This window comes from Paenalcaligenes sp. Me131 (assembly GCF_050487225.1).
Lineage (GTDB): Bacteria > Pseudomonadota > Gammaproteobacteria > Burkholderiales > Burkholderiaceae_B > Paenalcaligenes.
On record NZ_JBKQGY010000003.1, the window covers coordinates 347,713 to 371,748 of the forward strand.

Genomic DNA, 24,036 nt, shown 5'->3' on the forward strand with positions numbered 1-24,036 from the left:
GAGTTACCTTTGCTGCTGTTGCAGCCATTGCGCTGTCAACGCAATACTTTGCTGCATGGAATACAACGGGTAATAGCCCAACTCTTGCTGTGCGTTACGCGGGCATAAGGTCATATCAAAGCTGAGAGCCCCCACACTATAACGTGTCAACATAGGCTCTTTACCCGTGATCTTGGCTACCGCTTCCATACCCGTAGCCACCGCATACAGCACATGATACGGCACCGCCTGAATGCGTATATCGTGCCCCAGTTCTTGCCTGAACAAGGTATCAATCACGTCACGCAGCACCATAGGTTCTTGATTACTAATGTTGTACACCGCCGCAGGTGGCAAGTTAGGCTGGGTACTGGCCAACTGCATGGCATGCACTACATTCAGCGCAAAGGTCAGATCCACGTAGGCTTCGCCGCCACGCGGTAGTTTCAGCACCCCATCAAAGCGCGCTAGCTGTTCTTGTAAACGCGGCACAATCACCCTATCGTAGGGCCCAAAAATACCGCGTGGACGCAGCATCGTAAAACGCGTTTTCGGATACTGCTGCTGCGCCTGCTGTATACAGCCCTCAGCGATAAATTTGGTCTGCGCATACATATTCGCAAACGTGCGCGCTACAAAGCTTTCTGGAATTTGCTGCCTATTTTGGAAGTCGAAATACAAGGATGGGGTAGAGATATGCACAAAACGCTGTACCCCAGCTTGCCCCGCTGCCTGCGCTAACTTCTGGGTAGCCACCACATTGGCAGCCATAAACGCTTGCTTATCGCCCCACGGCGCAGACAACGCCGCACAATGCCATACCCAATCCACCTGATGCACTAAGGCTTGTAAGGCTGCCGGTTCCGCTGTGGATAAGTCACACGCCACAAACTTCACACCCTGTTTGGCCAGCTCCGCACCTGCTTGCTGGTCTCTACCTAAACCTATGACCGTATATCCGGCCTGCTGCAACCACAATGCGGCATTTCGCCCCAAACCACTGGTAGCGCCCGTCACCAATACAATAGGAAATAAAGAAGGTTGCGTCATCAACGGTTCACAGTTGCAAAATCATGCCAGCAAACGACACACTGGCTGCCGTCGCAATCAACATCACCACATCACCCGCCTTACAGCGCTGCTGACGAAAAGCCTCGTACAACGCCGTGGGTACAGAAGCGGCCACCTGATTGCCATGCGTCGCATAAATATCCATCAACTTATGCGTAGGAATGCCTAGCTGCTTATGAATATGCTGCATCGCTAAATGGCTAGCTTGGTGCGGAATCACTAAATCCACCTTATCCAAGCCCAAACCTGCTTGCTGCAGTAACGCCTCTTGGTAGCCATCTATAAAACGCGAGGCAATCTTAAACACCTTGCGCCCCTGCATCTTGAAATAAAAATCATGCTCCTGCATACCGGCCCGCTGATTAGCGCGTGTGCCGCCTGCACGGATTTCACAAAAATCACCTTCCAAGATATGGTTTTCCAGACGCGTCGCAAGAATACCTTGGCTACCATCGCCTTTTTGCACCAATGCACAGGCTGCGCCATCCGCAAACAAGTATGAGGATTCCTCGTCATCCCAATTCAGGCCGCGCGAGGCCAGCTCAGCACTCACAATGGCGATACGTCGGTAACGACCCACTTGCAGCAAACCGCTAGCCACCTCTAACGCGGCCACAAAACTGCCGCAACTCAGGTTCACATCAAAACCTGGCATACCATCTGGCGCTTGTGCCGCACGTAGTATGTGTGTGGCCGTGCAAGGTAAAGCTTGTACGGGAATGGCGGATGCGCTGATCAGCAAGTCCACCTCACTGATGTTCCAACCAGCTTTCTCTAAGGCATTATGCAGCGCCTGAGCAGCCAGATCCGCCTGTAATACCGAGGCATCCGCCAACGAACGGGACACAATACCAGAACGTTTTTGCACGTATCCAGTCGGTTTGCCTAATTGAGAATCCAGATCCGATGACAACACCGGCTCTGAGGGTAGCGCTTTGCCCATGGCGCTGATTTCTAGAGGGACCAGCCCCATGCTTATATATCCTTTACCAAACTGACTTCAACCACCATACCGTCGCCAACCCGGCGATAGTCATCAGCAGAGAGCCCAAAACGTGCACCGTCACCATCCCTAACGCCCAGCTATACGCACCGCGCTCTAAGGCTGTGACAACCTCGATGGAAAACGTAGAAAAAGTAGACAGCCCACCACAAAAACCGGTGATGAGGACCAACCGCCACTCTGGGGATAAATTTGGCATCTGCGCAAAACATGCCACCGCTACACCCACGATATAGCCTGCCAGTAAATTGGAGACTAAGGTTCCTAATGGCATATTGGGCCATAAGGCATTTAACCGTAGGCTAAACATCCACCGTAAAACGCCGCCACAACCTGCCCCAATGGCTACTGCAGCTATGGCCTTCCACATAGAACTTTCTCCATAACGGCACATTACCGTCATCTGACAAAAATCTTATCGTAGCACCAGAAAAGCAGCCATCCCGCACTTTTTCCTATTTTTGTTATGTTGAGGGGCAAGGCTATTGCGACATGACGATTCGGTATGACTATGGTTTTCCCAATGTGGTTGAGCCTATTGTTCAATACCCTTCTTTCGCATTACAAACCATACGCTAGCCTTACAAAAACGAAGGGATTAGATCCCCACAGCGAATGTTTATGCGAGTGGCTGGCTGTGTATGAGAGCCCTATGGTATGAATGTTGGTGGTGAAGTAGGGTACGAGAGATACAGCTCTTGAGAATCAAAAATGTAGGTAGTATCGATTCAATAACAACCAGCTCACTCCCACACACTTGGACACTTTCACTAAAGAATTCTTAATGAAATATTCCAAGACACAAATGTGCGTGATATAGTTCGTTCAATACTTGAACGCAGATCGGACCACATAGGCCCTTGCACCATGCTCAATACTGAAAACTCTGCAGTCCAAGAAGAAAGTCACCTCAAGGTACTGCGTTTACTCGAAAAAAACCCAACTCTCAGCCAACGTGAGCTAGCAGACGCCCTGGGCATTAGCGTAGGTAAAACAAATTACTGTATTAAAGCCTTAGTAGATAAAGGTTTAGTAAAAATCAACAATTTCCGAAACAACAAAAACAAACTAGTTTATGCTTATTTACTGACGCCAATAGGAATAAGCGAAAGAACAGAGCTAACCATAAAATTCCTAAAAAGAAAAATGAACGAATATGAAACTTTAAAAGCGGAAATAGAATCCTTACAAGCAGATTTAGAAAAAATCCCACTTAATAAATAAAACATTACCTTTATAAAAAACCATGAGAGCAGAAGAAATTTCTTTAGCCGTTATCGGCCTTGGCTATGTTGGCCTCCCTTTGGCTGTAGAATTTGGCAAGAAACGTAATGTTTTAGGCTTTGATATCAACAGGAAGCGAATTGAAGAACTAAAGAACGGCTCTGATCATACTCTAGAACTCACTAACAGCGAACTAAAACAAGCAACAGGACTGCAGTATACAGATGACCTGATGCAGCTAGCACAAGCTAACGTCTATATCGTAACTGTTCCTACGCCCATCAACGAACACAAGCAACCTGATTTAACCCCCCTAATAAAAGCCAGTGAAACAATAGGGAAAGTTCTAAAAAAAGGGGATATTGTTATCTATGAGTCTACGGTCTATCCTGGCGCAACCGAAGAAGAATGCATTCCCGTACTAGAACGTATTTCTGGTCTGAAATACCAAACTGACTTCCATGCTGGATATAGCCCCGAACGCATTAATCCCGGCGACAAAGAGCATCGCGTCAGCACCATAAAAAAAGTCACCTCAGGCTCCTCGCCTGAAATAGCTGATGTTGTTGATTCTCTTTATCAGGAAATCATTGTTGCGGGTACCCATAAAGCACCTAGCATACGTGTAGCTGAAGCAGCCAAGGTCATTGAAAACACTCAGCGTGATGTCAATATTGCATTGATCAATGAGCTAGCCATTATTTTTAATAAATTAGATATAGATACACAAGCTGTACTAGAGGCTGCTGGTACTAAATGGAATTTTCTACCATTCAAACCTGGGCTCGTAGGCGGCCACTGCATAGGTGTAGATCCTTATTATTTAACACATAAAGCTCAAGCCATAGGCTATCACCCTGAGATTATTTTGGCAGGCCGACGGTTGAACGATGGCATGGGAGCCTATGTAGCATCCCAACTAGTCAAAAACATGGTCAAACGCCGCATCCAAGTGGATGGCGCACGAGTACTAATAATGGGGCTGACATTCAAAGAAAACTGTCCTGATCTTCGCAACACGCGCATTATTGATATTTACAAAGAACTACAAGGCTATGGTGTCACAGTGGATGTATGCGACCCATGGGCAGATGCAGACGAAGCAGAAGCAGAATATGGTATTCGTCCTACTCAAAACATGGTAGAGAAGAACTATGATGCTATCGTTTTAGCGGTAGCTCACCAACAGTTTAAAGATTTAGGAATTCAGGCCATACGCCGTTTTGGGAAAACTGAACATGTGATTTATGACCTTAAATCCTTGTTTGAACCCGATGAAGTTGAAATACGTTTGTAATTAATTTTTTCACTAGATTGAGTAAAGCATGAAAAATTTTGCCATGATAGGGGCCGCTGGTTACATTGCTCCACGCCATATGAAAGCAATTAAAGACACCGGTAATCTTCTAGTTGCTGCGCTAGATCCAAATGATTCTGTTGGTATTATTGATAGCCACTTTCCAGAGGCTAATTTTTTTACTGAATTTGAACGTTTTGACCGTCATGTCGACAAACTGAATCGTTCTAGCGATACCCGAAAAATCGATTACATCGCTATCTGCTCCCCTAACTACCTACATGATTCTCATATGCGCTTTGCGCTACGTTCAGGTGCGGATGCTATTTGCGAAAAACCTTTAGTACTAAATCCTTGGAACATCGATGGTTTGCAAGAGATTGAAAAAGACACAGGTAAAAAAGTAAACACAATTCTGCAATTACGTGTTCACCCCGCTATCATTGCACTAAAAGAAAAAGTCCAAAAACTAGATAAAAACACCAAACACGAAGTAGACCTCACATACATTACCTCTCGCGGTCACTGGTATCTACAGTCATGGAAGGGTGATGTAAAAAAATCAGGTGGTATTGCTACAAATATTGGTGTTCATTTCTTCGACATGCTTCATTTCATCTTCGGCGAACTACAAGACAACATTGTCCACCGATCTGACGATACAAAAGCTGCTGGTTATTTAGAGTATGAAAAAGCTCGCGTTCGTTGGTTCCTATCTGTAGATGTTGAAGATGTTCCACAAGCTCAACGTGAGGCAGGGCAACGTACTTTCCGTTCTATTACCGTAGATGGGGAAGAAATTGAGTTCTCAGGCGGCTTTACCGATCTACACACTCGCAGCTATGAAGAGATCCTAGCTGGCCGTGGCTTTGGCTTAGAAGAAAATCGTGTCGCTATCAGTACCGTTGCACATATCCGTAATGCACAACTGACTGCATTATCTGGTGACTACCATCCATTTCTTGCAAAATGAGCTATTACCAACACGAAAGCGCCATCGTCGATGATGGCGCACAAATAGGAGAAGGCTCACGCGTATGGCATTTTGTGCACGTATGCGGAGGAGCTCGTATAGGTAAAGGCGTCTCCTTAGGACAGAACGTTTTTGTAGGCAACAAGGTCACGATTGGCGACCAATGCAAAATACAGAATAACGTTTCTGTTTATGATAACGTCCATCTAGAGGAAGGGGTTTTCTGCGGCCCAAGCATGGTATTTACCAATGTGTATAACCCTCGTTCCCTCATTGAGCGCAAAGATCAATACCGTGACACACATGTCAAGAAAGGGGCTACGCTAGGCGCAAACTGCACCATAGTATGTGGTGTCACTATAGGCGAATTTGCATTTATTGGGGCAGGCGCCGTAGTCAACAAGAATGTTCCTGCTTATGCGCTGATGGTTGGCGTACCAGCTAAACAAATTGGTTGGATGAGTCGATTTGGAGAACAACTAGACTTGCCTTTAAGTGGCGAAGCAGAAGCTATCTGCCAATACACCGGTGCACGCTATTCCCTGCAAGGCCAAGTCCTTCACGTTATCAACTCCTAAGCAGCTATTTATACAATACTAAACTGGTCTATCAAAATGCAATTTATTGACTTGGCAGCTCAACAAGCCCGTATTAAAGACAAAATTGATGCTGGCATACAGCGCGTCTTAGCGCACGGCAAGTACATTCTTGGCCCAGAAGTTCAAGAGTTTGAAGAAAAACTAGTAGCTTATACAGGTTCAAAATACTGCATTACGTGTGCCAACGGTACGGATGCGCTACAAATTGCGTTAATGGCTCTAGGCGTAGGACCAAACGATGAGGTTATCACCCCCGGTTTTACCTATATCGCCACCGCTGAAACCGTTGCTCTACTAGGGGCTAAGCCTATTTACGTAGATGTAGACCCACAGACTTACAATCTAGACCCAACTAAGCTAGAAGCAGCCATTAGCCCTCGCACTAAAGCCATCATCCCGGTTTCTCTCTACGGGCAGTGTGCCGACTTTGATGCTATTAATGCCATCGCTGCCAAACACAAAATTCCGGTTATTGAGGATGCAGCACAAAGTTTTGGGGCCACCTATAAAGGTAAGAAATCTGGAAATTTGAGCACCATTTCTTGCACTAGTTTTTTCCCAAGCAAACCACTGGGTTGTTATGGTGATGGCGGCGCTATTTTCACCAATGATGATGAACTGGCCAAAATTATCCGCCAGGTTGCTAGGCACGGCCAAGATAGACGCTACCATCACGTACGCATAGGCATTAATAGCCGTCTAGACACGATCCAGGCAGCCATTATGCTGCCCAAGCTAGACATTCTAGATGAAGAAATGAGCTTAAGAGACAAGGTAGCTAAGCGCTACTCCTCACTATTTAAGCAAGCTGGTATTACAACCACACCGTTCATTGAAAGCTATAACACCAGTGCCTGGGCTCAGTACACCATCCAGATAGATAGACGTGATCACGTACAAGCACAACTACAGCAACAAAATATCCCAACGGCGGTTCATTACCCTATTCCTTTAAATAAGCAGCCAGCTGTTGCTGATACTACTATCCACTTGCCAGTAGGCGATAGCATTGCAGAACGGGTTATTAGCCTCCCCATGCATCCTTACATGGATGATGAGTCAATAAGAGTGGTAACAGATGCAATAGTGAATGCTTTGGAATAAACCAGTAAATATTTCTTATATTTATAGCTTATTGAGTTTCATGCATACAAATTTTCAAGATTAGATTTGAGAAATTAAAGATTGATAAAAAGCATCCGAGAAAGAATTCTAGGAAACCAGTTTTTCAGACAAGTGAGTTTACTCGTCAGTGGTACTGCGATAGGTCAACTTATCACTGTTCTCTCTTTGCCTGTATTAACCCGTATTTATGGCCCTGAATCGTTTGCAATCCTAGCTGTGTATGTTTCAGCACTATCTCTGCTAACTGTTATAGCAGGGATGTGCTTTGAGTATGCTATTCCTCTTCCTCAGTCTGATCGGATAGCCGCTGCATTGTGCTCTATTTCTGTAATAAGTGTTTTACTATTTACCATATTAAGCTCAGTTTTCGTGTGGGTTTTACCAGAAGCAATCAACTCATTAACTGATCATAAAATCCATGATTACCTATGGCTACTTCCAATCGGTATATTCTGTATTGGCATTTATAACTCTTTACAATACTGGTCTACTCGAAAAAGGAAAATCAAACTTATTGCAAAAACACGTGTTACACAATCAATAATAGGCACGACAATCAAGCTCGGATGCGGTTTTCTTATGAATGGTTGGACAGCAGGCCTCATACTAGGCCAGCTCATTTCACAAGGATCTGGTTTCTTGAGCCTAGGTCATTCACTATACAAGAATGATTGGACTATTTTCAAAAATTTAAAGTTTAAGCATCTTAGGCTTGCTGCAAAACGATATGCAAAATTTCCTAAACTGGTTACGTTAGAAAGTTTCTCGAACACTGCGGGAATACAAGTCCCCATCATTCTTATTGCCTACTATGCGGCAGGGCCTGAGGTTGGCTATCTAATGATAGCTATCCAACTTCTCTCCATTCCTATGAGTTTGATAGGCCGTTCAGTTTCTCAGGTTTACCTAGCTGAGGGCTCAGACAGATACCATAAAGGGGAGTTAGAAAAATTCACTAAGAGAACAATGCTAAATTTAGCAAAGATCTCTGCTCCACCACTATTACTATTAGCTATATTCTCCCCCTTTGCCACCCCAATAATTCTAGGTAATGAATGGGTCAAAACGGGTATTTTGATTACCTGGATGACTCCATGGTTCTTCATGCAGTTCATCACATCCCCCGTTTCTACTTCACTCTATATCACTAACAATCAGCTAGCCGCTTTGCTTTTACAAATTGGTGGGCTAGTGCTTAGGGTTGGGTTTGTATTTATAGCTGTTATTTATAATAAATCACTAATCCCGGAATTTTATGCCGTTTCTGGATTTGTTTTTTATTTACTATATTTCTTCATTGTCCTGAAATTACTGAAGAATTAAAAAGGCCTCCCATGAAACCAGACTCTTATAAACAATGCACACGCTGCATAATGGACAACCAGTCAGACAACACTATTACGTTTGATGATAGCGGTTGTTGCAATTATTGTACAACCGCTTTAGAACTTAAGAATAAAGTATACTTTCCCAATTCCATAGGTCAAGAAAAATTAGAAAAATTATTATCTGCACTTAAAACAAAAAATAAAGATAATAAATATGATTGCATTATGGGAATCTCTGGTGGCTTAGACTCTTCATATTTAGCATATCTAGGTTCCGTAAAATGGAATCTACGAATTCTTGCAGTTCATGTAGATGATGGATTTAATACAGAGATTTCAGAACGTAATATTGATAGGATTGGTCAATTTCCAAATTTTGACTTACACATAATCAAACCCGATCCTTACCAATATAATGAGCTAATCAAAGCTTATATACGTGCAGGTGTTCCCAATCTTGCGGCTCCGCAAGACAATGTTCTATTTGCCTGCATTTATAAATTTATGAAGGAAAGTAAGATAAACACTTTTCTCTCTGGTGCAAACTACGCATTAGAATGCATTCTTCAAAGAGGAAATACTCATACAGCATATGATCTTACCAATCTTAAGGCTATAAATAATAAATTTGGCCATGCAAAAATCGACAAGCTTCCATTAATATCGTCTTTTTCACGAGACCTAAACTCTTATTTACTAAACATAAAAACCATCAGACCATTAGATCTAATAGATTATAATAAAAATAGTGCAATGCAGAGTTTAATTGACTATTGTGGGTTTGAATACTATGGCAGCAAGCATTTGGAAAATGAGTTAACAAAATTTATCCAGCAATATTGGTTCTACAAGAAATTTAATGTTGACAAAAGAACATCTCACCTTTCAAGCATGATTGTTTCAGGACAAATCACAAGAGAGGATGCATTAAAACAATATGCAATAGATCTTTATGAAGATGAAGATATGGAGAATACCATATCTGCAGTACTTAAAAGATTAAACATGTCAAGAGAAGAATTAGATACCATAATCAACTCAGAATCAAAACAGCACACAGACTATCCCGTATCAAATTACCTAAAAATACACCCTTATCTATACACTTTTTTCAAAAAAATAAAAAAATAGAAATTTCTAAATTTCAAAAAAAGAGAAACAATCGAATTTAAAACATATGCTTATCCTAATACTCATATCTTTCTCGTTTCTCACATACTATTTATGCAAGAAAAAAACCGACTCTTTTCTTTGTTCACCTGACCTCAAAGGCATGGTCTTCTATAGGGATTTTTTATTTCTAACAATGATCCCTTATCTTTACTACTATTACACAGGGTCATACAAAGAACATTACATATTAGGCCAGCTAGATTCGGATATCTATTTTATTTATGCAGCCATATCAGCCACGGTATTCATTTTTTTATTTATCACGTCTTATTCTATATTCTATCCAATCTTCAATGGATTAGCCAAGAGAATTGTTGCCGACATAAACCATAAAAGATTAATTTTTCTAATATCTATATTAGGTTTAATTTCCTTTATATTAGTTATAACATTCTCTCATAAATATAGGACAGGATTATTCTTCATACTTTATAACAGCCAACCATCAGAAGTTGCTGAAACAAGGCACTTTTTAACACAAGGTGGGGGCTGGTTAGCCTTGAATAAAATTTTCATGAAATCCTGGATACCAATGCTTGGTTATCTATTCTTCTTCTTATATTTGTCTCATCATAATTTATTCAAATTTTTTCATAAATTCGCTTTTTCAGTAACTTTATTAGCAGGAATATTAGCCTCAATCTTTTTTCTAGAAAAAGCCGTTATATTTTTCTACTTTTTAGGGTTTCTAGGAATCTATATTTATTCTGGAAGAAGGTTAAAAAAATATTTACTACCTGCCTTTTTCATATTATCTATAGCCATAGTTTCTACAATGTATCTAATAACATATGGCGATAGAATTATTGATTATTACTACCTTAGAGATATTTTAATACATAGAATCAATACTCAATCAGTCGGTAGTGTTATGGCTTATCATTATTTTAATTTGCATGATATAAAAGGAATGTCCGGAGTTTCTAGTTTATGGGCGGAAATATTCGGAGAAAAATTCTCGAGTCCATACTCTGACCTGATTAAATACTATGTGCCTGAATCCGCTGATACATCTGGCTCTCTCTCGTCTTTTGTGACTGGGGAAGCATATGGATTGTTTGGTTTATTTGGTATTCTCCTTAGTGGGATTCTAGTTTCAATTTTTTATTCTTTTTTTGAATCCACAAAAAAATCACCTGTCTTATCTATAATTTTTGTTGGAGTATATGGTTTATATTTCTCCCATGACTATGTTGCATCAAGTTTCTTTGGTTTTGTTTGGCCAATAGGATTAGCATATAATATATTTCCATTTTTTATAATATTATTACTTTCTATTAATATAAAAAGGCTTAAAAATGAAAAATAAAATATCCTTTATTTTTGAGCATGGCAATGAAGGCCTGCCTGTAGTTTCTAGAATGCTTGCCTTTAAGGATTATTTTAATAAGAATGACTATTCAGTAGAATTTATTAACAAACCAAAAAACTTTCTCACCACTATAAATACAATCCTTAAAATAAAAAAAGACAAAAAGGACCTTATATTTATTTCCATGCCTTCATTCCGAGGTTTTCTTTATTTCTTTATACCAGGAGTCAAAGTTATATTAGACATCAGGGATGGATGGTCTATAGCTCAAGCAACCGGGTATGGTGGAACAACAGAAAGAAAACCTTTTAAGGCGAAGATCACAAAAATAATTGAAAAAATAATTATCAGAAGATCTAAAATAGCAATTACTTGTACTTTAGGACTAAAATTACATTTAGAAAACTTATCAAAAAGAAAAATAACTCTGATACCAAATGGAATATTGGATGACGATCATAAGTTATCATCTTTAATTAATGAAGAAAAAAACAAAAATAAAGAAACAAAAAACAAATCTCTAACATTCACATGCGCAGGTAAATTTTCAGAATACGGTAAAGAAAAGGTAAAAAAACTACTAAATGTCATAATAAATAGATACCCACAACAAACAATAACAATTCAACTCATAGGATCAAGTCTTGAAGAGAATGAATGGATATCAAAATACCTGTATACGATATCTATGAATCGAGCAAAAGTTATCTTCTTACCACGTATGGATAGAAAAAATTTATACAAGACCATTTCAAACTCAGATTTTGGGTTAACTATTATCAGAGATCCTGAGTACGATGTAGGCACTAAAATTTATGACTATATAGCTTTAGATATTCCAGTTATTAATTATTTTGACGAACCTAATAACTTCACTTCTTACTTTGACTCCTGTTTAGATCTAAGTTTTGAGAACTCTACAGAGAAACCTGAAATTTTGCGAAGCAAGCTAATATCACAAGCCCTAGATCAGGAAATCCTCAAACTATGAAAGTTGTTCTTTTTTCTGCGGCATCATCTATACATACCATTCGGTGGGCCAATGGATTGAATGCAGCAGGTCATGAGGTGCATGTTATTAGTCAGCATCAATCTAATGACCCTTTTGATGACGGCGTTAAGGTTTACTCCTTTCCAAATCGTGGCGTCTTAGGCTATTTCACTATGGTGCCTAAAGCCAAGAGGATTCTTTCTAAAGTTAAACCAGATATCGTGAATGCTCACTACGCAAGTGGCTACGCTACGACAGCACGCCTTGTTGGATACCATCCATGGGTGCTGTCAGTTTGGGGAAGTGATATTTATGATTTTCCTTATATATCCTTCTTACATCGGTATTTAGTCAGGAAAAACCTACTTGCAGCAGATGCTATTGCCTCTACAAGTTATTGCATGGCTAAACAAACCAAGAGAATCGCCCCTGAAATTGCAGAAATTAGTGTGACGCCATTTGGTGTAGACATGAGTGCCTATGCATCTATTCCATTAACAGGAAATACCAATGCAAGTCCACTAGTCATTGGTACAGTCAAAACAATGGCAAAAAAGTACGGTATCGATACGTTGATAAGAGCTTTTGCTTTATTACATCGAGACCTACTCTCCTCGCATCCTGAACTAGTCCAGACTTTACGCCTGCGATTGGTCGGCGGGGGTCCACAAAAAGAAGAACTGGCACTATTAGTTGACCAGTTACAGTTAACTAAACAGGTAGATTTTATAGGGCGAGTGCCACACGCCAATGTCCCAAGCGAATTAGAAAAAATGGACATTTATGTTGCTCTGAGTCGTCTCGACAGTGAAAGTTTTGGTGTTGCCATAATTGAAGCAGGGGCAGCAGGCCGTCCTGTAGTTGTCTCTGATGTAGGAGGACTACCTGAAGTAACGATTAACAATGAAACAGGATTAGTTGTACCTCGTGAGGACGAAAAAACAGCAGCTGAAGCCCTAAAGACACTAGTTCTGAACCCAGAGCTACGACAAAAAATGGGTATAAAAGCAAAAAATCATGTACAAGAAAACTATAGCTGGCATGTTTGCTTAGAAAGCATGGAAAAAACCTACCAAAATACAATTGAAAAATACTCGGAGCAGTAATGAGAAAAATTCTTACTATTATCGGTGCTAGACCACAATTTATTAAGGCAAGTGTAGTTTCTAGAGCATTTTCTGAAACTAATAATATAAATGAGATTATTTTGCACACTGGCCAACACTTTGATGCCAATATGAGCGAAATTTTTTTTGATCAATTACGGATTCCACGGCCAAATTACTTATTAGATATTCATGGCGGAACCCATGGTCAGATGACTGGTCGCATGCTCTCAGCTATTGAGGAAGTACTACTTACTGAACGACCTGATTGTGTAGTCGTTTATGGTGATACTAATTCTACTTTAGCTGGTGCTTTGGCTGCTGCAAAACTACACATTCCCGTTGCTCATATAGAAGCTGGGCTACGCAGTTTTAACATGCAAATGCCCGAAGAGATTAATAGAATTCTGACTGATAGAGTCAGTAATATATTATTCTGCCCTACAGTAAGCGCGACTGAAAATTTAAAAAAAGAGGGATATCCATTTATTGCTGCAAATGGTTTGACTCAGCATATAGAGTTAGTTGGTGATGTTATGCAAGATGCTGCTATTTTATTCGCAAATAAAGCAGTAAGACCTGATGACTTTGCGGTAGAAACAGACTTTATACTTACCACACTGCACCGCGCTGAAAATACTGACTCGCCAGCTAGGTTAAAAAACATAATTGATGCTCTTAACCGAGCACACCACGAGATAGCTCCTGTAGTCCTCCCTCTGCATCCACGTACTCGAAAACTAATAGAACAGCAAGGTATAGAACTCAAAGTACATACAATTGATCCCGTTGGTTATCTTGAAATGCTCTGGCTACTCAATCACTCTAGCCTTGTCTTAACTGATAGTGGTGGTGTACAAAAAGAAGCCTTCTTCTTTGGAAAAGCATGCGTCACGATGAGAGATCAAACAGAATGGGTGGAGTTAATAGAGGTGGGGGCCAATACACTAGTAGGTGCAGAGTCCCAAAGAATCCTACATGCTGTTGCTGATAACTTGAATCGCGTTGTCATAGACGAACAGAAGCTATATGGCGGTGGGAAAGCAGCACAGCGAATCGCAAATATTATCCAAAACTTTTAAGAAAGAAGCTCACTCGGAATATGTCTTGAGTGAGCCTTTCCATCAACAGGATCAGTTAATAAGCTTAAGATAATTATTTGAAAGGTTTTCATAATCATGAAAATCTATTACATAATTTCTTCCATTTTCTCCAAGAGCCTTTAGCTCAGCATCAGACTTCATCAACAAGGTAGTAATTGCCTCGCTAAGTGACTTGTGATCTGTAGGTGAAGTGCTGATCCCGCATGACGCTTCTGTAATAAAATCATTACCTGCATTTATTGCAGATAATATTGGTATCCCAGCATACATATAATCAAATATTTTATTTGGACTTATGCCAAATCTAAATATAGATTCCTCAAGTAAAGATATATACGCTATATCACATTTTTCCAGCAGTAAACTTATGACTTTCTTCTCTACTTGGCTGAAGAATTTTACATTACTGCTTAATCCCAAGCCAGTGGATTCTATCTTTAACTTTTCTTCTAAAACCCCCCCACCAATTATAATTACTCCATACGAATCTTGGTTTAATTGAGGAAGCGCTTTCAAAAGTGTTGATAAATTATTTGGAATCCCTAACGCTCCAGCATAAATAATTACTCTTTTACCTTCTTCTTTCCATTTTTTTACCTGTAACAAGCTTGTGTGAGATGTATCTTCCTCTGATACAAGCAAATGATTTTTTACGCTGATTCCATTAGGGATATAACTCCACTTACTTTCTTTCATTCCCTTATTAACCATATACTCTTTAGTTAAGGGCAACAATGAAACAACATAGTCAGAGTGCTTATATGCTTGTTTTTCTATATAACTTGTCAAGACTACCAATGGGTGGCTTTCCCTCACTCCTGCTAATTCTGTCAGACTAAGTGGCCATAAGTCCCGAACTTCAAAAATCAACTTGGAAGAATACTTTTTTGCTATTTTTTTTGCAGAAAAATAAGTGTACGGGTGCGGTGAAGAAAAAACCACTGCATCTGGTTTTCCATATAATCTTTCTAACTTTTTATTTAGCCACCATAACCGTATAGAAAAGTAGAACATATTTATTATTCTACCTAAACCATTACCTTTGTATTCAGGTGAATATATAAAATGATATTTGACTCCATCAATAACCTCGACACCCTCAGATCGTTTTCTTGATGCCTGATGATGAAAAGTAGGAGTCAGAATTATGGAATCGACATTTTTCTCTTTCCAATGCTTGGCAAGATGGTATGGCCGATCATACCTACCCACACCAGGACCTCCAGCATAGGGATGGATATACCAAATTGTTTCTGATTTTGACTGAGACATAGTGTGTATTAAGAGATGATTCAGATCCGATTCAACGAGCACCAAAACCCGTCAGCATTATCTTAATAGTTAAGATAGCAATAATTAGATCCAAGCCTAATGAACAGTTTTTAATATAATAAAAATCATGCTCAATTTTGACTTGTGTCTCATCCATGCTTGCCGTATAGCCATGCCTAACTTGAGCCCAACCACTAATTCCAGGCTTAACGATATGTCTATAGCTATAGAAAGGAATTTTTTGGTCATACTCTGCAACGAAAGACGGCTGTTCAGGCCTAGGCCCTACTAAACTCATTTCGCCTTTGAGCACATTCAAGAATTGCGGTAGCTCATCAATACGTAGTTTACGGATTACCTTTCCTACCCTGGTGATACGTGGGTCATTTTCGCCTGCAAACTGTTCGGGCGCAGCACGATCAAAACGCATGCTACGAAACTTATAGATAGTAAAAGGCTTATTGCCTTGACCAATACGTGTTTGAGTGTAAATGACCGGACCAGGACTTTCTAAACGTACCAAAATAGCGGTTACCACTGCAATGGGTAATACAATTGGTAATGTGATGAGTACCAGCAATATATCTATGCAGGTTTTTATGCGTTCGTATACCGGCGAGGGCAATAATGCCCCCATATTATTCTCCGACATGCGATTTATTTTTACTTTACCTGTAAGTGACTCATAAATCTGTTTAGCGTCGTATACAGGTATACGGTTAAGCGCACACTGTGTCAAAAAGCGCTGAGTATCATCATTAATACTGCGAAAATCAGCTACTACTCCGTCATATCGACGATCACCCAAGCACAATTCAGGTAGAGGTCTAGCATCAATAAAATCCAATTGAACAATTTCATCCGTATACAGACCTCCAGTCACTACTCCCAACTTCAAGCGCATATACTTATAGGTCAGAGTATATTCAATATGAAACCATAAAACAGATATGACAGCGCTACTGAGTAATAAATAACGCGATACTTCTACACGCAATAACAAAGTAACTAATGTTGCAGCTCCGTATATAAGCAGCACTATCGGAATAATGAATGCAGCAGCCCGGCCACCAGGGTAAATTTGTCGAAGACGCTGAAGACCGATGTAACATAGCACACAGGATAAGCTGGTGGTTATCAATGCAGTCTGTTGTCCACCCGTCGGATTAAAGAGGCTCTGCCACGACCAGAACATAACAAAAGGAGCTACTACAGCAATCAACCAGCTAAGTAGTAATGAAAAAGCTCTAGAAAGCAATATCTGCTCATGCAAACGTTTAAATCGTCTAGGGGAGGTAGGTTTCATTGGGACCTTACTAATACAACTGTTACATTGCAGACATTATAGCCAAGCCCCTTGTTAAAGCAGGGTATTATGCTTCTGCTATTTGCCTTACATAACAAAATTCACTACAACTTATTGAAAAAATGAGGATTCCCCTCAAGTTTCGCTCTATTTAGATCACGATAAAAATTTATCCAGTTTATAGAGGCTAAAAAGAGTTATGGGTCTGGGTATGTCTGCTCATATAAGCGCACAATAATTTTATCTAGCCCCTCCCCCAGAAAATCGTAAGAATCAGTCAGTCGCTTATTAGATATAGTTGTTCCTAGCAAAGAGAAAGCTGGCCTTTTTGCACTATTTTCAAAAAAACGATATGAAACTGACTCTACCTTCATACATTTTTGGTGTTTCTTTTTCTTAAGTAGCAGTATGCGTAGATGTTCGATCAACTCATACTTACTACTACACTGCTTGCCTGCACAATGAAGGGCTCCCCTAGGTATAAACTGTGCCTCTTTGCTACGACTTGCTAAGCACCAGATAAATGCAGCGAAGAGGTCTGCTCTCGTAGGCGCTGAATACTGATCAGCCACTACAAAAATGCGCTCTCTCTCCGTCATGAGTTTGATAAATCTACGCATAAAGCAATCTCCATGCACACCAACCAACCAACTAGTACGCAGTATCAGACTTCGCTCACAAACCTGCTGTAAAGCCCGCTCTCCTGCTAACTTACTTTTCCCATACACATTAATAGGATTAGGCTCATCCTCTTCGGTATAGGGCTCACCTTTGGTGCCATCAAACACATAGTCGGTAGAGATATGAAATACAGGGATATTGGCTTGTGCCGCATAGATGCCCAAATTTTCTGGGCCATCACGGTTAATAGCAAATGCTAGTGCTTCATTAGTTTCTGCTGCATCAACATTGGTATAAGCAGCCGCGTTAATAATAAGGTCGGGTTGGTATGTAGCCGCCTTCTGCAGTACTACATCTTTATGACGTATATCCAACTCAGTAGAACTTGGCGCCCACACGTCTATGCCATCCGGTATGCTGTGCAGCAATTCCTGACCAAGCATGCCGCTACCACCACACAGCAAGACTTTAAACGGCACCTTAGTCATGTTTGTCCTTGGGCTCTGCATTGTGCGCGACACGTATATGTTCGCACCATGCCAAATTCTCTACATACCAACTAACGGTCTTTGCTAAGCCCGCATCAAATCCTTCTTCGGCCAACCAACCTATTTCGGTATTCAGTTTTTCCGCATCCAGCGCATAACGTACGTCGTGCCCAGGCCTATCCTGAACATAGTGAATCAATTGAGCATGAGGGGTATACGCTGATTCTGGATATAAGGTGTCCAGCAACGTACAAATCCGGGTAGCAATCTCTATATTCTGCTTTTCTGTCTGCGCGCTGATATTGTAGCTTTCCCCAAGTTTCCCTTGTTTCAAGACGCTACATAGCGCCTTGACGTGATCATCCACAAATAGCCAGTCGCGTACTTGTTTACCATCGCCGTATAAAGGGATGGTTTGCCCAGACAGGGCATTCAAAATCACCAATGGGATAAGTTTTTCTGGGTACTGATAAGGGCCAAAGTTGTTGGAGCAATGGGTAAGAATGACAGGCAACCCATAGGTACGCCACCACGCCCACACCAGATGGTCTGAGCCGGCCTTAGTCGCTGCATACGGTGAACTAGGCGCATATGGGCTCTGTTCTACCGCTAAGTGATTGCTGTTTGGCCCTAGGTCTCCGTACACTTCATCCGTGGATACATGCAGCAGCCTAAATTGTGATTTTTTTTCTTCTGGTAAGGCCACCCAATAATGCTTAGCAACGTCTAACAAGACGTATGTACCGACGATATTGCTCTGTATGAACGCCTCTGGGCCTGATATAGAACGATCCACGTGGGATTCAGCCGCCAAATGCATCACGCTATCAGGCTGATGGGTCTGAAAGACGCGGCTCATGGCCTGATGATCGCAAATATCAACTTGCTCGAAGGCAAAGCGTTCATGCCCACTCACGCTGCTTAACGATTCCAAGCTACTGGCATAACTCAGCTTGTCCACCACAACCACCTGATCGTCTGTATGCTGAATCAGGTGGCGAACAAGTGCGGAGCCTATAAAGCCGGCCCCACCGGTAACAAGGATTTTCATGTGTTTACTGGTACTCAGGTACGATGACATGGCCCTACTTAAAAATATAAATAGGTCGTAACGTTATATTGTAAAGATATTGTGCCTAGTGACGGCGTTATTCTGGACCATTCTTTAGATACTAAAAAGCCTGCCTAGCAAAAACTAGGCAGGCTTTTCAAAACGTTACAATTGCAAGCTTATTTATACATCAGCACCTATCGCTTTTAGGCCGGCTACTGCACATTGCGCATCAAGGTCTCCATTCGGTGCGCCGCCAACCCCTATACCCGCGACTAAGGCATTACCAAACTTCACAGGTAAGCCACCGCCTTGTATCACCATGCGGTCGTCCATGTCGCGCATACCATTGTTAGCAGGCTTAGAGGCGATGAACTCAGCCAGCCCAGCAGTATCACGCCCCATTGCGGCAGAGGTAAATGCTTTACCTGTCGCACTGCCTACAGTGTGAGGGCCTGAGTTATCGGCTTTAAGCAGCACCTTGGTTGCGCCATCTCGCGCCACAACCGCAACGCTTACTGCATAGCCTTCGGTAGCACATGCTTGTACGGCTGCTTGTGCGGCTTGAGTAGCGAGTTCTAATGGCAAATACGGTGCGGTGGGCAAGGTGGTTTGAGCACCAGCAGCCAAAGGAAGCAATAAAACAGACGTTAACGCGAGTGTACGAATCATGGTGAGTCTCCACTGAGTAAAAGATAACAACAGAGTAAACGGGCTCATTTCTTTGCACTATGCGTAGTGCTTGCTGATTATCTACGTAGTCCTACGGATATTCTCTGCCTTCCAGCCACAAGCGCGTCATCTCGGCTTGTGAGGTAGTGCCTAACTTGGCTCCTAATGCCGCTCTATGACTTTCTACTGTACGTGGTGACAGGCCCAAACCCTCGGCGATTTCTTTGGATGTGAAACCAGCGGCCACTCTACCTAACACTTCTTTTTCTCTAGGGGTCAGGCTGGCTAATAAGGCTAAGGTTTCTTCTTTCTCTGCTTGTACTCGCAGGCGTTTCTCTAGGATTTCTTGGCCTTTTTGTATGGCATCAATCAAGTCTTGTTCGTCTACTGGTTTAGAGAGGAAGTCTATCGCGCCATTTCTGAAGGCACGTCTACAGGCTTCTATATCACCGTGCCCAGAGATCACTATGGCGGGCCAGTCTACGCCTTGCTCTAGTAGTTTTTCTTGTACTTTTAACCCAGACACCCACGGCATGCGTATATCCATAATGATGCACCCAGGAGCTAGCTGACTCACTGACGCTAAGAATCGTTGGGGATCAGCAAAACTATGTACGGCTATGTCTACCGTCGATAGAAGCAGCTCTAATGCGTCACGTACAGCTTGGTCATCATCGACTAAATAAACAGGGTGGCTCATTCACTAGGCTCCGGTGTCGCGGGTTGGCTGGCTAAGAGTATGCTAAATACCGCCCCTTTATCAGCGGTTTCTTGTAACAGTAGCTCTCCACCCGCTCGTTCTACGAGGCGCTGGCTTAATGCCAATCCTAGTCCTGTGCCGCCTTCTTTTCCGGTCACAAACGGCGTGAAGAGCTCGCTACGCAACTGAGTCGGTACGCCTGGACCATTATCCGCCACATCTACCCGTACCTGACTACCCTGTTCTGATGCGGTAATCGTAATGAGTCTATCGCCTGTAATCTGCTGCAATGCATCCATGGCGTTACGTAGCAGATTAAACAGTACTTGCTCCATTTCTATGGAGTCCGCCTTTACCAATAAGGGGGCAGCGGGCACGTTCAAAATGATCTGTACCTGTTGATTCTGTGCTTCTTGGCGTAATAATGACTGTACATTATGCAATGCATCCCGCAGATCAAAACTTGCCGTAGGTAAACGCTGTGGACGCGACCAATGCCTGAAATGTTCCAAAATCGCCGAGGCACGCTGCGCTTGGATAACGGTTTCATCCAACGACTTAGCGAGCCGCTCGGTGTCGCCTTTGCGAAGCAGCCGCCTACCTGCTTGGCTTTGCGCCAAGATGGCCGTTAAGGGTTGGGTCAGTTCATGGGTTAGGCCACTCGCCATCTCGCCCAAGGCGTTTACTCGGGAAGCGTGGGCTAATCTGGACTCTATACCGCTGATGCGTGCTTGCTCAACCGCCGCAGTAACGCGTCTACGCTGACGCCACGCCAGACAAACTCCGGCGTATGCTACCCCTACCAGCAACACCATGCCCAAGGTAGGCCAGAGCGGTAATAGGTCATCCCATTTCAACTGCAGACCTGTTTCGAGTAACAAAGGCTGTGTGACACTGCTAAGTGCTTTAGAGAAATGTAATGTCGTGGAAGCATCTGTGGCCGCCCCCAAAAAAGGGGTGCCATTAGGTAAAGACAAGCGCAGCATAACGTCTGGTTTGGACCATAACGCTTCACCATTGCCTAGCAAGCGCGCGGCATCTATATCTAGCATCAGGGCATAGCCTAATGCATCCAGATTAGTATTACGCTTAATCAGCAAATAATGGCCGGGGTGCGTGGGGTGCACCAACAGCTTCATATGCTCATTGCCGGTCCATGCTTGTTCTTGTATCCATGATTGGATATCAGGGTCTACAGCCCCCACGCCTGTGGGTAACTCGGTAGCATCGGGTTGTGTGACCAATTCAATGGCATCAATACTGGGATAGAAATTCAGGATGCTGTGGGCCACATCTTCAAACAGTTCATGCCCACGCTGATCGGCCGTTGTCTGTACTACCGCCGCCAATGCCGTTAAGTGTGCATCGTGTTGACCCGCTCGCTGAGAGGCCAAGCGCTGCAACAACACACTTTCTTTTTCCAATACCTGTATATGCGTGTGATAACGCCAGCTTGCCAACCCAATAACAGTCAGCACCAACAGCAGCACACCTATCAAGATTGCTACACTGGGACGGTAAAAGAAAGACGGGCCAGTACGCATGACGTAAAGCTTCCCACAAGGCATGAATGAATACGAATTATGGCACAGAGCCTGTCTGGCTCCGCCTACGTATACGGTAAAATCACCTTTCTCTTTGCACGCACACCCATGAAAATCATTACTACTTCCCTACCCGGCGTACTCATTATAGAACCCAAGGTTTATAGTGATGAACGCGGCTTCTTCACGGAAACCTTCCAGCTAGAGCGCTATAAGCAGGCTGGAATGACGCTGCCTTTTGTACAGGAAAATCATTCCAGGTCGCACCGTGGTGTGTTGCGTGGCCTGCATCAACAACGCACCCACCCGCAAGGGAAATTGGTACGTGTCAGCCGAGGTGCAGCCTTTGATGTAGCGGTAGATCTCAATCCAGACTCACCCACCTATGGACAACATATAGGGGTGGAACTCAACGACGAAAACCACCGCCAGCTCTGGATTCCGCCAGGCTATGCACATGGTTTTTGCGTGTTAAGTGAGGTCACAGACGTACAGTACTCGTGTACGGACGTGTATTACCCAGACGATGAGGATGGTGTGCGCTGGGATGACCCAGATCTAGCCATCCCCTGGCCTATTCAGCAGCCTGTTTTATCCACCAAAGATCTAGCACTGCCTACGTTACGTGAACGTATGCAACGACTATAAAAAAGGTTTACAAAACTGCTGTGCAGCAGCCTGCAGCGTTCAATTAACGACGTGCAGCGCGATTTTGCGGCTGACGAGGGGCGCGATCTTTAAGGTGACGGAAAGTAATACGACCTTTGCTCAGGTCATAAGGTGATAGTTCTAATGAAACATCATCACCTGCCAAAATGCGAATGTGGTGTTTACGCATTTTGCCGCCTGTGTAGGCAATCAATTCGTGACCGTTTTCTAAGGTCACACGGAAGCGTGAATCTGGCAGCACTTCATTCACAGTGCCACGCATTTCAAGGATTTCTTCTTTAGCCAATAGTTTGCTCCTAAAAAATTAGACTACTAGTATAACATACGCCTTTTTTTAGTGATTTTTCAATAAAATACGCTAAACTTGGTGGTTACTCGTGGCTTGGGCTCACTGCCCTCTGTTGCGACCTTCGCTATGACGCTACGCCGGACTATTTTTCTGGTGGTAGCAGGAGTTTTTCTATGTTGCGCGCCACATGGCTAGCGGCGTATGCGTGCGCCGTTCTCTTAGCCAATGTCTACTTGGACAGCTTTATTGAGCTGCCATGGTTTGGGTTATTCAGTATCGGTTCCATCTTTTTTGCAGCAGTCTTCACCCTACGTGACCGCCTGCATCAGTATGGACTACCTACGGTATATCTGGCTATAGCGTCAGCCGTGCTGATCACAACGCTATACGGCCAATTTGTTGCCCAAATCAGCCCCCGTTTCTTGTTCGCCTCCTTTGTTGCGATCTTAATTAGCGAACTCGCCGATACCGCTATGTTCCAGCGTTTACGCCATTATCGTTGGCATAAACGGGTGCTCGCTAGCCATGCCGTCAGCGTCCCTTTGGACAGCTTGGCCTTCACTCTGCTGGCCTTTGCTGGCCTGATGAGTACCTATGACATGGTGCAAATTATCTATGCCGATGTGCTGGGTAAATACATCATTGCTGCCGCAGTCGCATACTTACCGTTTATTTCTGTGCGTGAACGCCGCACCGTGTCGCCCTGACTTTCTTCGCGAACTTTACTTATGACTACACCCACTGATCATACCTACGTGCCGGCGGATGCTCACAGCTACACTTCGCCGGATACGGGTGCTGTGTTGAAAACCATTGCTAACCCGCACCCCCATTTTCAAAGCTGGCAAGAGCATGTACTGACATTGCCTGAGCTATGCCCAGCATCACGTAACCCTGGGGCCGGTTCTACTCTCGCCATACGCTACCAAGCCACTCAACGATTTTTGGAAGTGTTTTCGCTCAGCGCGTACATACAGGCTTTTATAGGCCACAAAACAGTGCGCGATGTGGAAATGCTGACTCAAGTCATTGCCCGCGACTGTGCCGCCGTATTGCAAATCACCGTAGAAGTGGAAGGCTGTTTTGAATTGCCTGCGTTAGGCCAACGCGTGACCACGCGCGTACAAGCCTAAAAACACG

At 42.9% G+C, this 24,036-nt stretch carries 25 protein-coding genes; 14 read left to right on the forward strand and 11 right to left on the reverse strand.

The features are described 5' to 3' along the window. Nucleotides 1–3: 3 nt before the first annotated feature. The 3 genes from ACLPHM_RS13310 to crcB are packed head-to-tail and all read right to left on the reverse strand — an operon-like array spanning nt 4 to nt 2,423. Nucleotides 4–1,029, reverse strand: coding sequence for an NAD-dependent epimerase/dehydratase family protein (locus tag ACLPHM_RS13310; RefSeq protein ID WP_430221716.1), 1,026 nt, complete (start codon nt 1,027–1,029; stop codon nt 4–6). A 7-nt stretch (nt 1,030–1,036) separates the two neighbouring features. Continuing rightward, nucleotides 1,037–2,023, reverse strand: coding sequence for a 3-oxoacyl-[acyl-carrier-protein] synthase III C-terminal domain-containing protein (locus ACLPHM_RS13315; protein WP_430221717.1), 987 nt, complete (start codon nt 2,021–2,023; stop codon nt 1,037–1,039). A gap of 13 nt (nt 2,024–2,036) precedes the next feature. Beyond that, complete coding sequence (crcB, locus tag ACLPHM_RS13320) at nt 2,037–2,423, reverse strand: fluoride efflux transporter CrcB (RefSeq protein WP_430221718.1); 387 nt, start codon at nt 2,421–2,423, stop codon at nt 2,037–2,039. Between the two features lie 497 nt (nt 2,424–2,920). On the opposite strand from crcB, the gene ACLPHM_RS13325 reads away from it, so the two are divergent. The 11 genes from ACLPHM_RS13325 (at nt 2,921) to wecB (ending at nt 14,263) form a co-directional block, all read left to right on the forward strand. After that, nucleotides 2,921–3,277 carry a MarR family EPS-associated transcriptional regulator gene (locus tag ACLPHM_RS13325; RefSeq protein ID WP_430221719.1) on the forward strand — a complete coding sequence of 119 codons (357 nt, stop codon included), beginning with the start codon at nt 2,921–2,923 and terminating at the stop codon, nt 3,275–3,277. A gap of 22 nt (nt 3,278–3,299) precedes the next feature. Further along, a complete protein-coding gene (tviB, locus tag ACLPHM_RS13330; RefSeq protein WP_430221720.1) occupies nt 3,300–4,574 on the forward strand; it encodes a Vi polysaccharide biosynthesis UDP-N-acetylglucosamine C-6 dehydrogenase TviB in 1,275 nt (424 codons plus the stop codon). 28 nt (nt 4,575–4,602) lie between these two features. Continuing rightward, nucleotides 4,603–5,547: a Gfo/Idh/MocA family oxidoreductase gene (locus ACLPHM_RS13335; protein WP_430221721.1), complete on the forward strand. Its 945-nt coding sequence runs from the start codon at nt 4,603–4,605 to the stop codon at nt 5,545–5,547. Then, nucleotides 5,544–6,125: a UDP-2-acetamido-3-amino-2,3-dideoxy-D-glucuronate N-acetyltransferase gene (gene wbpD / locus ACLPHM_RS13340; RefSeq protein ID WP_430221722.1), complete on the forward strand. Its 582-nt coding sequence runs from the start codon at nt 5,544–5,546 to the stop codon at nt 6,123–6,125. Before ACLPHM_RS13335 ends, wbpD begins: the two co-directional genes overlap by 4 nt. A gap of 36 nt (nt 6,126–6,161) precedes the next feature. Then, complete coding sequence (locus tag ACLPHM_RS13345) at nt 6,162–7,250, forward strand: DegT/DnrJ/EryC1/StrS family aminotransferase (protein WP_430221723.1); 1,089 nt, start codon at nt 6,162–6,164, stop codon at nt 7,248–7,250. Nucleotides 7,251–7,382: 132 nt separating this feature from the next. Then, nucleotides 7,383–8,594, forward strand: coding sequence for a lipopolysaccharide biosynthesis protein (locus ACLPHM_RS13350; RefSeq protein WP_430221724.1), 1,212 nt, complete (start codon nt 7,383–7,385; stop codon nt 8,592–8,594). 11 nt (nt 8,595–8,605) lie between these two features. Continuing rightward, the gene (locus tag ACLPHM_RS13355) at nt 8,606–9,730 is read left to right on the forward strand and encodes an N-acetyl sugar amidotransferase (RefSeq protein WP_430221725.1); all 1,125 of its coding nucleotides are present in this window, start codon (nt 8,606–8,608) and stop codon (nt 9,728–9,730) included. A 556-nt stretch (nt 9,731–10,286) separates the two neighbouring features. Beyond that, complete coding sequence (locus ACLPHM_RS13360; RefSeq protein WP_430221726.1) at nt 10,287–11,081, forward strand: hypothetical protein; 795 nt, start codon at nt 10,287–10,289, stop codon at nt 11,079–11,081. Beyond that, the gene (locus ACLPHM_RS13365; RefSeq protein ID WP_430221727.1) at nt 11,071–12,075 is read left to right on the forward strand and encodes a glycosyltransferase family protein; all 1,005 of its coding nucleotides are present in this window, start codon (nt 11,071–11,073) and stop codon (nt 12,073–12,075) included. The genes ACLPHM_RS13360 and ACLPHM_RS13365 overlap by 11 nt, the downstream gene beginning before the upstream one ends. Then, nucleotides 12,072–13,181, forward strand: coding sequence for a glycosyltransferase (locus ACLPHM_RS13370; RefSeq protein WP_430221728.1), 1,110 nt, complete (start codon nt 12,072–12,074; stop codon nt 13,179–13,181). Before ACLPHM_RS13365 ends, ACLPHM_RS13370 begins: the two co-directional genes overlap by 4 nt. Beyond that, nucleotides 13,181–14,263: a non-hydrolyzing UDP-N-acetylglucosamine 2-epimerase gene (gene wecB, locus ACLPHM_RS13375; RefSeq protein ID WP_430221729.1), complete on the forward strand. Its 1,083-nt coding sequence runs from the start codon at nt 13,181–13,183 to the stop codon at nt 14,261–14,263. The genes ACLPHM_RS13370 and wecB overlap by 1 nt, the downstream gene beginning before the upstream one ends. Nucleotides 14,264–14,314: 51 nt before the next feature. Here wecB and ACLPHM_RS13380 read toward each other — a convergent pair whose 3' ends face one another. The 7 genes from ACLPHM_RS13380 to ACLPHM_RS13410 form a co-directional block, all read right to left on the reverse strand. Continuing rightward, nucleotides 14,315–15,556 carry a glycosyltransferase family 4 protein gene (locus ACLPHM_RS13380; RefSeq protein WP_430221730.1) on the reverse strand — a complete coding sequence of 414 codons (1,242 nt, stop codon included), beginning with the start codon at nt 15,554–15,556 and terminating at the stop codon, nt 14,315–14,317. 31 nt (nt 15,557–15,587) lie between these two features. Then, on the reverse strand, nt 15,588–16,862 hold the full coding sequence (locus tag ACLPHM_RS13385) for a sugar transferase (RefSeq protein ID WP_430221731.1): 1,275 nt from the start codon (nt 16,860–16,862) through the stop codon (nt 15,588–15,590). Nucleotides 16,863–17,059: 197 nt separating this feature from the next. Then, a complete protein-coding gene (gene rfbD / locus ACLPHM_RS13390; protein ID WP_430221732.1) occupies nt 17,060–17,992 on the reverse strand; it encodes a dTDP-4-dehydrorhamnose reductase in 933 nt (310 codons plus the stop codon). Then, nucleotides 17,964–19,022 carry a dTDP-glucose 4,6-dehydratase gene (gene rfbB / locus ACLPHM_RS13395; RefSeq protein ID WP_430221733.1) on the reverse strand — a complete coding sequence of 353 codons (1,059 nt, stop codon included), beginning with the start codon at nt 19,020–19,022 and terminating at the stop codon, nt 17,964–17,966. The genes rfbD and rfbB overlap by 29 nt, the downstream gene beginning before the upstream one ends. Nucleotides 19,023–19,205: 183 nt before the next feature. Continuing rightward, nucleotides 19,206–19,694 carry a GlcG/HbpS family heme-binding protein gene (locus tag ACLPHM_RS13400; protein WP_430221734.1) on the reverse strand — a complete coding sequence of 163 codons (489 nt, stop codon included), beginning with the start codon at nt 19,692–19,694 and terminating at the stop codon, nt 19,206–19,208. A 91-nt stretch (nt 19,695–19,785) separates the two neighbouring features. Further along, nucleotides 19,786–20,394, reverse strand: a complete 609-nt coding sequence (locus ACLPHM_RS13405; protein WP_430221735.1) for a response regulator transcription factor — start codon at nt 20,392–20,394, stop codon at nt 19,786–19,788. Then, nucleotides 20,391–21,938, reverse strand: coding sequence for a sensor histidine kinase (locus tag ACLPHM_RS13410; RefSeq protein ID WP_430221736.1), 1,548 nt, complete (start codon nt 21,936–21,938; stop codon nt 20,391–20,393). The genes ACLPHM_RS13405 and ACLPHM_RS13410 overlap by 4 nt, the downstream gene beginning before the upstream one ends. A gap of 108 nt (nt 21,939–22,046) precedes the next feature. On the opposite strand from ACLPHM_RS13410, the gene rfbC reads away from it, so the two are divergent. Beyond that, a complete protein-coding gene (gene rfbC, locus ACLPHM_RS13415; RefSeq protein ID WP_430222021.1) occupies nt 22,047–22,586 on the forward strand; it encodes a dTDP-4-dehydrorhamnose 3,5-epimerase in 540 nt (179 codons plus the stop codon). A 43-nt stretch (nt 22,587–22,629) separates the two neighbouring features. Here the strand turns inward: rfbC and infA are convergent, their stop codons facing one another. Next, nucleotides 22,630–22,893, reverse strand: coding sequence for a translation initiation factor IF-1 (gene infA / locus ACLPHM_RS13420; RefSeq protein WP_135864739.1), 264 nt, complete (start codon nt 22,891–22,893; stop codon nt 22,630–22,632). 176 nt (nt 22,894–23,069) lie between these two features. Here infA and ACLPHM_RS13425 point away from each other — a divergent pair, with 176 nt between their 5' ends. Both ACLPHM_RS13425 and ACLPHM_RS13430 read left to right on the forward strand, forming a co-directional pair. After that, nucleotides 23,070–23,603 (forward strand): VUT family protein, encoded by a 534-nt coding sequence (locus ACLPHM_RS13425; protein ID WP_430221737.1) that lies wholly within the window; start codon nt 23,070–23,072, stop codon nt 23,601–23,603. A gap of 21 nt (nt 23,604–23,624) precedes the next feature. Continuing rightward, nucleotides 23,625–24,029: a hypothetical protein gene (locus ACLPHM_RS13430; RefSeq protein ID WP_430221738.1), complete on the forward strand. Its 405-nt coding sequence runs from the start codon at nt 23,625–23,627 to the stop codon at nt 24,027–24,029. Nucleotides 24,030–24,036: the final 7 nt, after the last annotated feature.

Bases quoted from the DNA above. Each gene is read 5' to 3' on its own strand.
- ACLPHM_RS13385 (WP_430221731.1), bottom strand. From the start codon at position 16,862: ATGAAACCTACCTCCCCTAGACGATTTAAACGTTTGCATGAGCAGATA.
- crcB (WP_430221718.1), bottom strand. From the start codon at position 2,423: ATGTGGAAGGCCATAGCTGCAGTAGCCATTGGGGCAGGTTGTGGCGGC.
- ACLPHM_RS13335 (WP_430221721.1), top strand. From the start codon at position 4,603: ATGAAAAATTTTGCCATGATAGGGGCCGCTGGTTACATTGCTCCACGC.
- ACLPHM_RS13405 (WP_430221735.1), bottom strand. From the start codon at position 20,394: ATGAGCCACCCTGTTTATTTAGTCGATGATGACCAAGCTGTACGTGAC.
- tviB (WP_430221720.1), top strand. From the start codon at position 3,300: ATGAGAGCAGAAGAAATTTCTTTAGCCGTTATCGGCCTTGGCTATGTT.
- wbpD (WP_430221722.1), top strand. From the start codon at position 5,544: ATGAGCTATTACCAACACGAAAGCGCCATCGTCGATGATGGCGCACAA.
- ACLPHM_RS13345 (WP_430221723.1), top strand. From the start codon at position 6,162: ATGCAATTTATTGACTTGGCAGCTCAACAAGCCCGTATTAAAGACAAA.
- rfbB (WP_430221733.1), bottom strand. From the start codon at position 19,022: ATGAAAATCCTTGTTACCGGTGGGGCCGGCTTTATAGGCTCCGCACTT.
- ACLPHM_RS13310 (WP_430221716.1), bottom strand. From the start codon at position 1,029: ATGACGCAACCTTCTTTATTTCCTATTGTATTGGTGACGGGCGCTACC.
- ACLPHM_RS13365 (WP_430221727.1), top strand. From the start codon at position 11,071: ATGAAAAATAAAATATCCTTTATTTTTGAGCATGGCAATGAAGGCCTG.
- rfbC (WP_430222021.1), top strand. From the start codon at position 22,047: ATGAAAATCATTACTACTTCCCTACCCGGCGTACTCATTATAGAACCC.
- ACLPHM_RS13380 (WP_430221730.1), bottom strand. From the start codon at position 15,556: ATGTCTCAGTCAAAATCAGAAACAATTTGGTATATCCATCCCTATGCT.
- ACLPHM_RS13360 (WP_430221726.1), top strand. From the start codon at position 10,287: ATGAAATCCTGGATACCAATGCTTGGTTATCTATTCTTCTTCTTATAT.
- ACLPHM_RS13400 (WP_430221734.1), bottom strand. From the start codon at position 19,694: ATGATTCGTACACTCGCGTTAACGTCTGTTTTATTGCTTCCTTTGGCT.
- ACLPHM_RS13315 (WP_430221717.1), bottom strand. From the start codon at position 2,023: ATGGGGCTGGTCCCTCTAGAAATCAGCGCCATGGGCAAAGCGCTACCC.
- ACLPHM_RS13355 (WP_430221725.1), top strand. From the start codon at position 8,606: ATGAAACCAGACTCTTATAAACAATGCACACGCTGCATAATGGACAAC.
- ACLPHM_RS13425 (WP_430221737.1), top strand. From the start codon at position 23,070: ATGTTGCGCGCCACATGGCTAGCGGCGTATGCGTGCGCCGTTCTCTTA.
- ACLPHM_RS13325 (WP_430221719.1), top strand. From the start codon at position 2,921: ATGCTCAATACTGAAAACTCTGCAGTCCAAGAAGAAAGTCACCTCAAG.
- ACLPHM_RS13410 (WP_430221736.1), bottom strand. From the start codon at position 21,938: ATGCGTACTGGCCCGTCTTTCTTTTACCGTCCCAGTGTAGCAATCTTG.
- ACLPHM_RS13430 (WP_430221738.1), top strand. From the start codon at position 23,625: ATGACTACACCCACTGATCATACCTACGTGCCGGCGGATGCTCACAGC.
- ACLPHM_RS13370 (WP_430221728.1), top strand. From the start codon at position 12,072: ATGAAAGTTGTTCTTTTTTCTGCGGCATCATCTATACATACCATTCGG.
- wecB (WP_430221729.1), top strand. From the start codon at position 13,181: ATGAGAAAAATTCTTACTATTATCGGTGCTAGACCACAATTTATTAAG.
- rfbD (WP_430221732.1), bottom strand. From the start codon at position 17,992: ATGCAGAGCCCAAGGACAAACATGACTAAGGTGCCGTTTAAAGTCTTG.